The sequence below is a fragment of the Streptomyces sp. NPDC058457 genome, from assembly GCF_042720695.1.
Classification (GTDB): Bacteria; Actinomycetota; Actinomycetes; order Streptomycetales; family Streptomycetaceae; genus Streptomyces.
Map to the genome: position 1 here is coordinate 23,359 of NZ_JBHXLU010000077.1, position 13,929 is coordinate 37,287.

The 13,929-nt window shown below is 73.6% G+C and carries 11 protein-coding genes; 7 read left to right on the plus strand and 4 right to left on the minus strand.

Annotation, left to right across the window (positions count from 1 at the left end):
- Positions 1-21: 21 nt before the first annotated feature.
- The 7 genes from ACFWPS_RS40440 (at position 22) to ACFWPS_RS40470 (ending at position 10,513) form a co-directional block, all read left to right on the plus strand.
- On the plus strand, positions 22-1,560 hold the full coding sequence (locus tag ACFWPS_RS40440; protein ID WP_383715260.1) for an ABC transporter substrate-binding protein: 1,539 nt from the start codon (positions 22-24) through the stop codon (positions 1,558-1,560).
- Positions 1,557-2,594, plus strand: a complete 1,038-nt coding sequence (locus ACFWPS_RS40445) for an ABC transporter ATP-binding protein (RefSeq protein ID WP_383715262.1) — start codon at positions 1,557-1,559, stop codon at positions 2,592-2,594. Before ACFWPS_RS40440 ends, ACFWPS_RS40445 begins: the two co-directional genes overlap by 4 nt.
- Positions 2,591-3,463, plus strand: a complete 873-nt coding sequence (locus ACFWPS_RS40450) for an ATP-binding cassette domain-containing protein (RefSeq protein WP_383715265.1) — start codon at positions 2,591-2,593, stop codon at positions 3,461-3,463. Before ACFWPS_RS40445 ends, ACFWPS_RS40450 begins: the two co-directional genes overlap by 4 nt.
- Entirely contained in the window at positions 3,460-5,661 is a 2,202-nt protein-coding gene (locus ACFWPS_RS40455; protein WP_383715268.1) for a trehalase family glycosidase, read from the plus strand. Before ACFWPS_RS40450 ends, ACFWPS_RS40455 begins: the two co-directional genes overlap by 4 nt.
- Positions 5,658-7,271 (plus strand): FAD-dependent oxidoreductase, encoded by a 1,614-nt coding sequence (locus ACFWPS_RS40460; RefSeq protein WP_383715270.1) that lies wholly within the window; start codon positions 5,658-5,660, stop codon positions 7,269-7,271. The genes ACFWPS_RS40455 and ACFWPS_RS40460 overlap by 4 nt, the downstream gene beginning before the upstream one ends.
- Positions 7,271-8,269, plus strand: coding sequence for a dihydrodipicolinate synthase family protein (locus ACFWPS_RS40465; RefSeq protein ID WP_383715272.1), 999 nt, complete (start codon positions 7,271-7,273; stop codon positions 8,267-8,269). The genes ACFWPS_RS40460 and ACFWPS_RS40465 overlap by 1 nt, the downstream gene beginning before the upstream one ends.
- 120 nt (positions 8,270-8,389) lie before the next feature.
- Positions 8,390-10,513, plus strand: a complete 2,124-nt coding sequence (locus tag ACFWPS_RS40470; RefSeq protein WP_383715275.1) for an exo-alpha-sialidase — start codon at positions 8,390-8,392, stop codon at positions 10,511-10,513.
- Between the two features lie 9 nt (positions 10,514-10,522).
- Here ACFWPS_RS40470 and ACFWPS_RS40475 read toward each other — a convergent pair whose 3' ends face one another.
- From ACFWPS_RS40475 to ACFWPS_RS40490, 4 genes are read right to left on the minus strand one after another with little or no spacing between them, the layout of a single operon-like run.
- Entirely contained in the window at positions 10,523-11,233 is a 711-nt protein-coding gene (locus tag ACFWPS_RS40475; protein ID WP_383715277.1) for a hypothetical protein, read from the minus strand.
- Between the two features lie 22 nt (positions 11,234-11,255).
- Positions 11,256-12,134: a TauD/TfdA dioxygenase family protein gene (locus ACFWPS_RS40480; RefSeq protein ID WP_383715279.1), complete on the minus strand. Its 879-nt coding sequence runs from the start codon at positions 12,132-12,134 to the stop codon at positions 11,256-11,258.
- 51 nt (positions 12,135-12,185) lie between these two features.
- Entirely contained in the window at positions 12,186-12,905 is a 720-nt protein-coding gene (locus ACFWPS_RS40485; protein WP_383715282.1) for a hypothetical protein, read from the minus strand.
- Positions 12,844-13,926, minus strand: coding sequence for a GSCFA domain-containing protein (locus tag ACFWPS_RS40490; protein WP_383715285.1), 1,083 nt, complete (start codon positions 13,924-13,926; stop codon positions 12,844-12,846). Before ACFWPS_RS40490 ends, ACFWPS_RS40485 begins: the two co-directional genes overlap by 62 nt.
- Between the last annotated feature and the right edge of the window lie 3 nt (positions 13,927-13,929).

The following is a 13,929-nucleotide window of genomic DNA, read 5'->3' on the forward strand; positions in this document are numbered from 1 at the left end:
TCGATCGAGAGGAGCACCATCATGACCAGGACGCGTGAGCACGGGCGGAGCCGGCTGATCCGGCTCGCCACCACCGCCACGGCGGGCGCGGCGCTCCTCGCCGCCTGCACGACGACCGGCGGGGAGGACGGAGGAGGTTCTTCCGCCTCGGGTGACGTGACGGTCGCCGGCACCTACCCGATCGAGAGCCTGGACCCGCAAGGGGCCCAGGGCGCCTCCACGGGAACCCAGCTGGCCGCACAGGAGATCTTCAGCAGACTCGTGAAACCCGCCGCGGACGGCACCCTCGAAGGCGATCTCGCCACCTCCTGGAAGGCCGACAAGGACGTCACGGCCTGGACGTTCACGCTGCGCTCCGGCGTCACGTTCTCCGACGGCTCAGCCCTCGACGCCGACGACGTGGTCGCCTCCTTCCAGCGCATGATCGGCCTGAACGGCCCCAACGCGGGCAACTTCCCGGGCGACACGATGACCAAGGTCTCCGCCACCGAGGTGGTCCTGCACAGTCCGGCGCCCGACGCGTCCGTCCCCGGCAAGCTCGGCACCTTCTACGTGCTCCCGTCGGGCGTCGGCAAGGACGACACCGCCTTCTTCGACCACCCCGTCGGCTCGGGCCCGTTCACCGTCGACGCCTTCACCCCCAGCGAGTCGCTGGTCCTGGTGCCGAACAAGAAGTACCGGGGTGCGAAGCCCGAACTGAACCGCGTCACCGTACGGAACATCCCCGAGCTCGCGTCCCGCATGACCGCACTGCGCACCGGCGAGGTCGACGTCGTCTGGGGCATCCCGGACGACCAACTGGCCTCGCTGAAGAGCCAGAAGGACCTGACGGTGCAGACCGTGCCGAGCAGCGCCGAGTTCACCATGTGGTTCAACTCCTCGATCCCCGCCCTCAAGGACGCGAAGGTGCGCAGGGCGATCTGGCAGGCGGTCGACTTCAAGACCATCATCGGCAAGCTCTATCCCGACACGGGCAAGGCGGCCGACGCACCCGTGACGAGCGTCGTCCTCGGCCACGCGGCACAGCCGGCCGTGACCTACGACCCGGCAGCCGCCAAGGCGGCCCTCACCGCCGCGGGCTTCGACTTCTCGAAGAAGCTCCGCCTGCAGTTCGCCAACGACGAGTTCAAGCCCTTCATCCAGGCCGTCGTCTCGGACCTGCAGAAGGTCGGCGTGCAGGTGGAGCCGCTGGAGAAGGAGCAGGCCGTGTTCACCGAGGACCTGCTCGCACTCAAGTGGGACATCAACTTCCAGCAGCTGGCCACCCCCAGCTACGACGCGGCCAGCAACCTCGGCCGCCTCTACACCTGCGCGGCCAAACGCATGGGCTACTGCAACAAGCAGCTGGACGGCCTGCTGGCGGCGGCCGGAGCCACGGCCGACAAGCAGCAGCGCACCGACCTCTACGCCCAGGCCAGCCGCATCATCTGGCAGGACGCGGTCGGGATGTACCCGATGTCGGTGAGCATCGCCTACGCCTGGAACAGCGAGCTGAAGGGTTTCGTCCCCGACGCCAGCGGGCTGCCGGACTTCGCCCCCGTACGGACGGGGAGCTCGTGACCCCCGCCGGAGCCGGAACCGCGCGGGAGAGCGGGGCCGGGAAGGCGGCGCCCGCGACCGACGGGCCGATCCTGCGGATCGACGACCTGGTGGTGGAAGTACCGGGCCCGCACGGCACCCGGACCCGCGTCGTGGACGGCGTCTCCTTCGACGTGCCACGGGCCACCACCGTGGGCCTCATCGGCGAGTCGGGCAGCGGAAAGACTATGACCGCGCAGGCGATCCTGGGCCTGCCGCCCGAGGGCGCCACCCTGTCCGGCCGGCTGCTGTGGCACGGCGAGGACCTGCTCGCCGCCGACCCGGCCCGGCGCCGTGCGGTACGCGGCCGCGAGATCGCGATGATCTTCCAGGACCCCCTTGCGGCCCTGAACCCGACCCAGCGGATCGCCCGTCAGATCGGCGAGGTGCCACGCCGCGACCGGCTGCCCCGCGCCGAGGTGAACCGCCGGGTCGTCGAACTCCTCGACCGGGTCGGGGTACCGGAGCCGGAGCGGCGGATGCGCGCCTACCCGCACGAACTCTCCGGCGGCCTCCGCCAACGCGCCGTGATCGCCATGGCGCTGGCCGGCAACCCCGCGCTGCTGCTCGCCGACGAGCCCACCACGGCGCTCGACGTCACCGTGCAGTCCCGGATCCTGCGGCTGCTGGCCGACATCCAGGCCGCGGACGGCCTCGCGATGCTCCTCGTCAGCCACGACCTGCGGGTCGTCTCGCACGTCGGCGAACGGGTCGTCGTGATGTACGCGGGACGGGTCTGCGAACGAGGGCCCGCCCGTGACGTCCTGCGCAGGCCCGCCCATCCGTACACCGCGGCCCTGGTGCGCAGCGTGCCCGCCGTCCGGACCCGCACCGCACTGGCCGACCCGCTGCCCGGGGCCCCGGCGACACCGGCGAACCGGCCGGCCGGCTGTGCGTTCCACCCGCGCTGCCCGATGGCCCGCGCCCGGTGCCGCGCCGAACCGCCCCAGGTGCGGGAGGTCGCGCCGGACCGCTGGAGCGCCTGCCACTTCGCCGAGGAGGTGCCGGGACCGTGAGCGCGAGCGAGCGCGAACTCCTCGACGTGCCCGCACCTTCCGGCGGGCGCGCCCTCCTCGACGTGCGCGATCTGCGCGTCACCTACGGAGGCCGGGGCGGCGGACGGCGGGGCGGTCGGGTCGCCGTGGACGGGGTGAGTCTGTCGGTGGCCCCCGAGGAGACACTCGGGCTGGTCGGCGAGTCGGGCTCCGGCAAGACCACCGTGGCCCGGTGCGTGGCCGGACTGCTGCGGCCCGGCGCCGGGACCGTCACCTTCGAGGGACGGCCGCTCGGCCGCGCCGGGCGCCGCCCGCCCGAGCTGCAGCGTGCGGTGCAGATGGTGTTCCAGGACCCGCGTTCGTCGCTGAACCCGCGGATGACGGTCGCCTCGATCATCGCGGAGGTCTGGCGCACCCACCCGGTCACCGCTCCGGAGGGCGACCGCACCGGGGCCCTGCACCGGCTCCTCGCCGACATGGGCCTCGACCCCGAGGTGGCGGCGCGCCGTGCGGGTGACCTGTCGGGCGGTCAGTGCCAGCGGGTCAGCATCGCCAGAGCGCTGGCGGTGCGGCCCCGGCTGCTGGTCTGCGACGAGGCGGTGTCGGCGCTCGACGTGTCGGTCCAGGCGCAGATCCTGCGGTTGCTGGTCGATCTGCGGGGCAGGCACCGGCTCGCGATGCTGTTCATCTCGCACGACCTGGGGGTGGTGCACCAGATCGCCGACCGGGTGGCGGTGATGCACCGGGGCGTGATCGTGGAGGAGGGCCGGACCGGCGAGGTGCTGACCGCACCGCGGCACCCGTACACCCGGGCGCTGCTGGACGCGGCCCTGGACCTGGACGACCCGGTGCCGGGGGACGGCACCGCCGACGGCAGGGCGGTCGTATGAGCGGGACCGGGACCGGGACCGGAGAGTGGCGTGCCACCGGGACTCCCGCGCCGGCCGGCTGGAACACCTGGGACGTCCGTACGCACACCGGTATGAGCCGGCTGCCGTCGGGACCGCGGGTGCGGTTCGGCGTGCTCGGCCCCGGAGGCCCGGTGCTCGACGGGTTCACCTGGCGCGACGGCCTCGAACGGCTCGGGCCGCACACCGTGGACGGCAGCTACGCCGAGGTGACGGTACGGGCGGCGGGTCACCGGCTGCGGCTGGAGTTCGCGGGCGGACCCGGCGACATCCTGTACGTCCGCGCCGAGAGCACGGGCCGGGTCGCGCTGTCCGTGGACGCTCTCACCGGCATCGTCGAGCCGACGGGCCGTCCGGGTGCGTCGGGCCGTCCGGGTGCGCCGGGGCGTCCGGGGGCCGGCGACCTCCTGCTCGGCACCGTCCTCGCGGGCGGGATCCGCTGGACGGTCACCGCCTCGTCGGCCGCAGACAGGGTCGAGGGCCCGGCGGACGCGCTGGTCCTGGCGTTCCGCGGTCCGGGCACGGTGGAGCTGCGGATCGCGCCGGCCGACGCCCCGGGCACGGCGGCGCGGACCGCCGGCGTACTCGCGTCGCACCGCGCCGCCGCCGACCTGACCCGGCTGCGGTCCGGCGGCTGGCTCGGCGCCGCCGCCGACGCCCTGACCACTGCCGTCACCTGGAACACCGTCTTCGCCCCCGACATCGGCCGCGTCCTCACCCCGACCTCCAGGGACTTCGTCTGCGCGGAGCGCAAGGGCTTCTACGGCACCTGGGCCCTGCACGCCTGGGACACGTTCTTCACCGGCCTCGTCGCCTCGGCCGTCGACCGGGACTACGCGCGCGGCATCTTCGAACAGATCCTTCCGTACGCGGACGAGTCCGGCATGATCCCGAACCGGATCTCGGACGACAGGGGCCGCACCGACGACCGTTCGCAGCCGCCGGTCGGCGCGCTGACGGTGTACCAGGCCCATCTGGCGGGCGGCCTGTCGCCCGAGACCCGCGACACGATCCTGCTGCACAGCACCTTCCCGGCGCTGCTGGCCTGGCACGACTGGTGGCCGCGGGCCCGCCGCGGGCCGCACGGGCTGCTCGCCTGGGGTTCCGACCCGGTCGCGGGCGACCCCGCGTCGGCGACCCTGGACCGGGCCAAGCGCGAGTCGGGCCTGGACGATTCACCGATGTACGACGAGACCCGGTACGACCCGGCGACCCACACCATGGACCTCGCCGACGTCGGCCTGAACGCGCTGCACATCGCCGACGCCGAGGCACTGGCGGACATCGCCGGCATCCTGGGGGAGCAGGCGACGGCCGACCGGCTGCGCGCCGAGGCCGCCACGGCGAGGGCGGCCGCCGACCGGCTGCTGTGGGACGCCGAGCGGGGCGGCTACCGCAACCTCACGGCGGCGGGCACGCACGATCCGCACGTCTCGCCGACGATGCTGTACGCGCTGCTTGGCGGGTTGCCGGACGCCGACCGTGGGGCGGCCATGGCAGCCGATCTGCTGCGGCCCGAAGTGCTGGGCGGCGTACGGCCCTTGCCCAGCGTCGCCCGCGACGACCCCGGTTTCGCGGCGACGTACTGGCGCGGCCGGATCTGGGCGCCGATGGCCTACCTCGCCGTCCGCGGACTGCGCCGGTACGGGCTGACGGAGCTGAGCCGTCCGGTGGTGGGCGACCTGCTGCGGCTGTTCCTCGACGAGTGGCGCGCGTACGGCCACGTCAGGGAGAACTATCCGGCCGTCGACGGCGAGAACCTGACGGGTTTCGAGAAGCGTTCGGACGGACTGATGGCCTGGGGAGGCCTGCTGGCCTGCCTCGCCTTCGGCGAACTGGCCGACGCGCGCCCCGACGGCTGGCGGTTCGCCCACCCGGGCGAGCCGGCGGAACTGCGCAACCTGCCGCTCGGCGAGGGCCGCCTCGATGTGCGGGCGGCAGACCGGCTCACCGTCCGCCTCGAAGGGCGGGTCCTGCTGGACATGGCTCCGGGCGTCGTCGTACGGGGGTACCGGCGGACCGGCGACCGCGTCACCGGGACCGCCGAGGGTACCGGCGACCTGCTCGTCACCCCGCCGGACGGCGGCTCGCCCGTGGAGGTGGACGTACGGGGCGGACCCCGCGCATTCACGCTCGGTCCGGACGGCACGGGTGACGTACGGGAAGGGAGCGACACATGAGCGCGCCGACGTCGGCGGCCACGGACATCCTCGTCGTCGGCGGGGGCCTCGGCGGGGTGGCCGCGGCACTGGCCGCCCTCGACCGCGGCCGGTCGGTCCTGCTCACCGAGGAGACCGACTGGATCGGCGGTCAGCTCACCAGCCAGGGCGTACCGCCCGACGAGCACGCCTGGATCGAGCAGTTCGGCGCCACCCGTACCTACCGCGCGCTGCGCGAGGCGATCCGCGACCACTACCGGACCTGGTATCCGCTCACCGAGGAGGCCAGGCGGCGCCGGTATCTCAACCCGGGCGAGGGGCGCGTGAGCCCGCTGTGCCACGAACCGCGGGTCGGCGCCGCCGTGCTGGCGGCCATGGTCGCGCCGTACGTGGCCGCCGGGCGGCTGCGGATCCTGTACCGGCACCGTCCGGTGGCGGCCTCCGTGGACGGCGACCGGGTACGGTCCGTGGCCGTCGAGGGCCCGGACGGCACCCGGGTCGAGGTGTCCGCTCGATACGTCCTGGACGCGACGGAACTCGGCGACCTGCTGCCGCTGACCGGCACCGAGCACGTGACGGGCTTCGAGTCGCGGCGGGACACCGGCGAGCCGAGCGCACCCGACGAGGCGCGGCCGGCCAACATGCAGGCGTTCTCCTGGGTGTTCGCCGTCGACCACCGGGCCGGGGAGGACCACACCGTCGACCGGCCGGCCGGATACGACCGCTGGGCCGCCTACCACCCCCCGCAGTGGCCGAACCGGCTGCTGAGCCTCAGCGCCCCGGACCCGAGGACGCTGGAGACCGTACCGCGCGGGTTTACCCCGAACGCCGACTCGGGGCCGGTCGTCGCCGACCAGAGCAAGGACGCGGGCGACAAGGAACTGTGGGAGTTCCGCCGGGTGTTCTCCCGGAGGCTGTACCGGCCGGGGTTCGCCGCGAGCGATGTCACCATCGTCAACTGGCCCATGATCGACTACCTGCCAGGACCGCTGATCGGGGTGGACGACAAGGAGCGCGACCGGCATCTGGCGGGAGCCCGCGAGCTGAGCATGAGCATGCTCTACTGGCTGCAGACCGAGGCCCCCCGCCCCGACGGCGGCACCGGCTGGCCGGGGCTGCGACTCCGCGGCGACGTGCTGGGCACGGCCGACGGGCTGGCCAAGGCGCCGTACATCCGTGAGTCACGGCGGATCGTCGCCCGGCGCCGGATCGTCGAACAGGACCTGTCCCTCGCCGTGCGGGGCGAGCACGGCGCGGTACGCCACCCGGACTCCGTCGGCATCGGGATGTACCGGATCGACCTGCATCCGTCCACCGGCGGCGACACCTACATCGACGTGGCCAGCAGCCCCTTCCAGATCCCGCTGGGCGCCCTGCTCCCGGTACGGGTGCGGAACCTGCTGCCGGTGTGCAAGAACATCGGCACCACCCACATCACCAACGGCTGCTACCGGCTGCACCCCGTCGAGTGGAACATCGGCGAGGCGGCCGGGTCACTGGCGGCGCACTGCCTCGACAACCGGCTGGAGGCCGAGCAGGTGTACGAGGACACCGAACGTCTGCACCGCTTCCAGGACGAACTCACGCGCGCCGGGGTGGAACTGGCCTGGCCCGAGGTCAGGGGGTACTGATGGGTGGTCGGGACATCGACGCGCCCCAAAGGGGCGCGGGGAACTGCGCGACCAGCCACGACGGCGCCACAGCCGAACGACGGCACATCGACGGCCGCGCCCTGCTCTCCGGTGTCATCGTCCCGCTGATCACCCCGATGGACCGGCCGGGACACCCCTCGGCCCCGGCCGCCGACCCCCTGCTCACGGCGCTGGCGGCCGCAGGCGCACGCGGTCTCATGCTCTTCGGCAGCAACGGCGAGGGCCCGCTGCTGCCCACGGCGGAGCTGGCCGGGTTCGCCGTCGGGGTGGCCGCACGCTGGCGTGAACTGACCTCCCACGGACCGGTGTTGGTGAACGTCACGGCTCCCGGCACCGCCGAGGCGCTGGCCCGGGCGGAGGCCGTCCTGCCCGCCGCGCCGGACGCACTGGTGCTCAGCCCGCCGATCTACTTCCACCACCGGCACGACGAGATCGTCGCCCACTACACGGCCCTCGCCGGCCTCGGCGTTCCCGTCGTCGCCTACAACGCGCCCCGCTACAGCAACCCGTTGACCCCCGCCCTGCTCGACGAACTGACGGGCCTCGCGCACCTGGTGGGCATCAAGGACAGCTCGGGCGACCTAGCGCTGTTCGGACACGCCCTCGCGGCCGCCCGCCGGCGCGACGACTTCGGGGTCAGCCAGGGTGCGGAGCGGCAGGCACTGGACGCGCTGCGGCTCGGGGCCGACGGAATGGTGCTCGGGGTGGCCAATGTGGCGCCCACGGTGACCGCCGAGCTGTTCCGGGCCCACCGCGACGGCCGGGACGAGGACGCGCGGCGCGCGCAACGGCTGCTCGACGAGGTGCTGGCGCTGCACACCGCACGCCCCGGTGTCCCGGCGGTGAAGGCCGTCCTCGCCGCCCGAGGGCTGTGCCCGCCGCATGCCGCGGCGCCCTTCACCCCGTGCACCGACAAGGAGTTGCAGGCCCTGCTCGACCTGCTCGGCCCCCTCGACGCACATCTCATACGTACCTGATCCCACACGCACGCCCATATGCACCCCCGCACCTGCACCCGCACCTGCCTCCGATCCGGTGCGCGTAATGCCCCGCGCCGGGTCCCTCTCCTCCGTACCGCCCGAAAGGGGTGGCCCACCATGTCCGACAGCAGACCGAACGGCACCGCCATGAACCGCAGATCCTTCGCCCTGGGTGTCGTCGGCGCCACGGCGACCGCCGCGTTGGGGCCGGTGGCCCTCGGAGCCACGGCCCGGGCCGCCGACCGGACCTCCGCGCCCGGCCGGCAAGGCGCCTTCTTCGAGGAGCAGACCCTCTGGGACTCCGTCGAGGGCCCGCTCGTGAACTATCACGTCCACGGGCTCGCCGTACTGCCCGACGACACCGTCCTGGCCGTGACCGAGGGCCGCCACGAGGTGTGCGACGCCGGGCCGCGTGATCTGCTGCTGCGTCGCAGCACCGACGGCGGCCGGACCTGGGAGGAGACCCGCACCCTGGTAGCCTCCGTCGACGGCGAGTCCTGGGGCAACCCCGCGCTGGTCGTGGACCGGGAGACGCGGGAGGTCTTCCTCTTCTACATGCTCTCGCTCCGACTCCCGCAGAACACCTCCTGCTCGGGCGACTCGGGCGAGCTGTATGCGATCTCCAGCCGGGACGGCGGGCAGACGTGGAGCGAAGCACGGAGCCTGGCGGGCCTGTTCGACGGCTTCCCCTACAACTGGGCGCTGCACGGCCCCGGTCCGGGCCACGGCCTCCAGCTGCGCTCCGGCCGGCTGCTGCTCAACTGCCTGCACCGCAGGGTGATCGTGGGCAACACGGTGGCCCAGCGGTTCTACGGCGTCGCGCCGGTCTACAGCGACGACCACGGCGCCACCTGGCAGGCGACCGGCGAGGTGCCCGTACAGGTGGCGTACCCCATCAACGAGGCGCGGATGGTGCAGCGCTCCGACGGCACCGTTCTCGTCAACGGCCGCTTCGCGTCGGGCGGTGAGAACCAGCGCATCGTGTCCGTCAGCGCGGACGACGGCATGACCTGGTCGCAGCCCGCGCTCGACGGCAGCACCGGCTCGTTCAACGCGGTGGACGCCGGCCTGCTGCGCTACACCGGCGGCCCCGGCAGCCGCGCACCCGGGCGGGTGCTGTTCAGCCGCCCCGACTCACCCGTCAGGTACAACATGACGGTGGCCGTCAGCTACGACGAGGGCTTCTCGTACCGCTACCAGCGGGTCGTCAACGAGAACCGCTCCTTCTACTCGGATCTCGCCCGGCTGTCCGACGGCACCATCGTGCTCCTCTACGGCTGCGACGGTGACATGGCGAGTGTCCCGCGCCGGGTCAACGTCTGCTGTTTCTCGCTCGACTGGCTGACCGGCGGCCGCGACAGCCTGCGCCGGGGTCCCCACTACCGGGAGGACGTCGTCGCGTTGGCCGAAGCGGACCGTGAGGTCACCGGCGGCGCCGTGCAGACCGTCGCCGATCCGCTCGCCCGCCGCGGCGAGCGGCTGGTCCTCACCCCCGAACAGGCCGGCGACACGGCGGAGTTCACCTTCCGGGTGCCGCACACCGGCGACTACGAGCTGCTCCTGCGCTACTACCGCACGACGGACGGCGCACTGGCCACCGTCACCATGGACCGCACCCCGCTGCCCGCCTTCGCGATCGACACCACGGCGCAGACGGCGGACGGCTTCGACCTGGCCCACCTGGGGGCCACCCGGCTGCACGCCGGACGGCACACCCTGCGCTGCGCGGTCACGGGACCCGGCAGGGGCGGCGGGATGCGGCTCGGTCTCGACTCGCTCAGCCTGATCGAGGCGCCGGGCTCCGCCGACGTACGCGCGGAGGTGGTCGTGGACAACGACCGGCTCGGCTTCGCGATCGTCAGCGGCAGCTGGCCGACGGCGACCGCGGACCCCGGTTACTGGTCGGGCAACTACCGTACGGCACCCGCCGGTTCGGGCGAGCGGAAGGTGCGCTGGCGGCCGGCCGTGCCGCAGGACGGTGTGTACGAGATCCAGACGTCCTACCCCCCGGCCGCCAACCGGGCGAGCAACGCCCCGTACACCGTCGGCCACGCGGACGGCACCACCACCGTGCGCGTCGACCAGCGGGCCGCGGGCACCGCCGACCCGCGCGGCGGTACCTGGTTCTCGCTCGGCGAGTTCCGGCTCCAGGCCGGTCTCACCACGTCGGTCGAGCTGGCCAACGACGCCGACGGCGTGGTGGCCGCCGACGCGCTCCGCCTGCTGGGCCCGCAGAGCTGAGCCCCGGCCTCACGGCCGGGCGGCCCCGAGCGCCGTGAGCAGGCCGTCGGCCAGGAGCTGGGCCTGGAGGGTTTCGTGCACCGCTGCCGTGGCGCGTACGACGGCCTTCAGGTGCGCTTCGGGGAAGGTGGCGGCGTAGGCCTGGGCGTCGTCGGCCGCGTACGCCGCCGCGAGTGCTGGGCCGAGGGCCTCCGCGTGAGCCTCGGCGAAGGCACGGGCGTTCGCCTCGGTGCTGAGCCGCGCGTACTCGTGGCCGTACGCGTCCGCCTCGGCCGCGGCGTACCCGTTGGCCAGGGCGTAGTCGCGGGCACCCGCGTGCCCCTCCGCGTAGGCGGAGGCACGGTCGTAGGCGGCGTCGTACAGCCGCAGCAGCAACGGCCCGAGAACCGACCGCCAGGTGTCCCGGTCGGCCGCCGCACCCCGGGCCGCCGCGCGGTGCAGGTCCGCCGGAACGGCCGTGTCCGCCGTCCCCGCGAGCAGCGGCAGCACGGTGTCCGCCTGCCAGAGGTGGACGGCCGCCAGCCCGGCGGGAACCCCCGCCGGGCCGAGCAGGCCGTGCAGCCGGTCGGCCCAGGTGTCCGCGGCGGGCGGCGGCAGTTCCCCGTGGACGGCGGTGGCGAGCCGCCACAGCCAGTCGGGCACGCCGGCCGCGGGCGGCTCGGCGGACCCGGTCCGCAGCGCGGCGCGGAACGCCGCCGGGGCGGCCGTGGTCGTGGCCATGTGCGCTGTCCTTCCGGCCGGGTCAGGCGTGCAGGCTGGTGCCGTCGATCGCCACGCGGCGGCCTTCCCTGGTGTGCGGGAAGTAGTCCCACACCGCGTGGTGCTGCACGCTGCGGTTGTCCCAGAACACCAGCGTGCGCTCCTGCCAGCGGACCCGGCAGTGCAGCAGTGGGGTACGGGCGATGTGCGCGTACAGCATCCCCAGCAGGGCGTCGCTCTCGGCGCGGGACAGCTGGGTGATGTGCGAGGTGTAGGGGGCGTTGACGAACAGCAGCTTGCGGCCGTTCTCCGGATGGCGGACGACGACCGGCTGCTCGGTGCGCGGCACGTCGTACTCGGGCGGCGGGGTCAGTCCGGCGTCCGTCCAGGGCTTGGCCCCGTCGTGGCGGGCGGTCAGACCGTCCAGGAAGCCGCGCAGGGCGGGGGAGAGCAGCTCGTAGGCGAGGTGCATGTTGGCGAACAGGGTGTCGCCGCCGCTGCCGCCCTCGGGGATCGTGGTGATGTACAGCATGGAACCGAGGGAGGGCTCGGCGTCGGCGGTGCCGTCGGAGTGCCAGCCGTTGCCGGCGACGGCCTTGGAGTCCTTGTCCGCCTTGATCTCCAGGATGTGCGGGTCGGAACCCTCGGCGGCCAGGGCGACGGGGTGCAGCTCGCCGAAGACACCCGCGAACCGCTTGTGTTCCTCGGGGGTCAGGTCCTGGTCGCGGAAGACCAGGACGTGGTGGGTGTGGAAGGCGTGCTTGAGCTCCTTCTCCTGCTGCGGCGTCAGCTCACGCGAGAGGTCGAGGCCGGTGACCTCGGCGCCCAGCACCGGGGTGATCGGGGCGACGGAGAGGGTGTCGTAGGGCTCGGCGGGGCGGGTGGTGAGCTGCTCTACGGCGCGCAGCGCGTAGTCCTCCATGAGGGACCTCCTTGGGACGGGGCGGACGGAAGCATGGACGGGTGAGCGGGGTCAGAGCCCGCGGTCGAGGAGTTCGGCGACCACCAGGCGGCCAAAGGCGAGGTTGCCGTGGATCGTGTCGTCGGCCTGGCAGAAGGCAGGCCGCTGCCGCCCCGCACCGTCGGTGACGCGGGCCCGCAGGTCGACCAGCTCCACACCGCGCGCGGCGAGTTCGGCGCCGACGACGTCCTGGGCGGCGAAGAAGACCTCCGGGTCGGACATGCCGGGAACGCGCTGCGGCGGCATGAGGGCCAGCACCCGCAGCCCGAGGGCGGCCGTACGGTCGTAGAAGGCGAGCGCGCCGCGGACACCCGCCCGGACCAGGTCGCCGAACAGGCCGCTGCGCAGGAACCGTTCGGGCACGGTGCCGTGCCGGTCGCGGTGGATGTCCCAGTTCTGCCGGGTGGCCACCGTGTGCGCGCTCAGCCCGAACGTGCACACGAGCGGCACCCCGAGGCCCGCGAACCCGGTCACACCGAGCACGTCGAGGAACTCCCGGACCAGCCGCCGCGTCTCGGCGTCCCGGAAGACCAGGTCACCGCCACCGCCACCGCCACGGTCGTCGATGGCGAGGAACGGGCCGAGGAAGTCCCGCCCCGAGCCGACCGGGCCGCCCACGAAGGGCAGCCCCGCCTGCTGCGCGGCCCGTCCGACACAGCCGGCGTGGGAGTCACCGAGCAGGAGGAACCGGGCGGGAACGGGGGGCGTAGTAGTCGAGTACGGCGTCGTCACACCAGTGGTCCTCTCCGCCGGTGACGGGGGTGGAATGCGCGAGGGCGGGCGCGGGGGGCGCGGTGCCGGTATCGGGCCGGACACCCCGGAAGAAGTGCCGCATCACGAAGGCCACCCCGGCGGGGGTGACCGTGCGCAGGTTCGGCTCGTAGAAAGCCGCCCGGTACGGGAAGCCCGTGACGATCTCGTACGACGGGAAGTAGTCGACGTCGTCGCAGGCGTCGGCGAGCTGGCCGGCCGCGGCGCGCAGCACCGACTTGGAGTGGGTGGTGGCGACCAGCGCGTGGCGGCCGGTGGCGGTCGCCGTCAGCGGGACCGGGGAGACCGTGAGGACCGTGCGCAGCCGGGAGTTGACGCCGCGCGCCATCGCGAGCACGTCGGTGAGGTCGCGGAGCACCCGGTCCACCGTGTGGTTGTGCAGGACGTGCCGGCCGGGGTCGTAGGTGCCGCGCACGGTACCGGGGCACATCGGCAGGACGGTACCGGTGCGGACGTCGTGCCAGGCCTCGGTCAGGCCGAGGGTGAACACCAGGACGTCGGCCCTGTCCAGGGCGGTGCGGACCGTGTCCAGGGTGACCGCGCGGGCGCGCAGCACGTCGTCCGGAGAGGCGTGGCCGCCCGGTTCCACGGTGGGCCGGTAGGGGTCGTGGAAGACGCCGTCCTCCTCCCACACCTCCTCCGGCGGCTTCTCCTCCTCCAGCGCCCAGGCGACCCACTGGCGCAGCGCGGCGGCCGTGTAGATGTTGCCGGTGCGGAAGGAGAACCGGCGGTATCCGCGCGCCGCCTGCTCGGCGGCCGTCAGGCCCGGCGGCGGGAGCTCGGCGTCGTACCAGTGCATGCCCTCCGCCAGGAGGGCCCGGCCGATGTGCGCGGCGAAGCAGGATCCGGCGGTGACCACGGGATCGTCCTGGCCGATCGCGAACTTCGGTGTCCACAGGCCGTCGATGTCCGCGGGGTCGGGCTCGGCGACCGCGGTGCGCCAGAACGATTTCGCGGGCAGGCGGGTGTACGGATGCTGCACGGC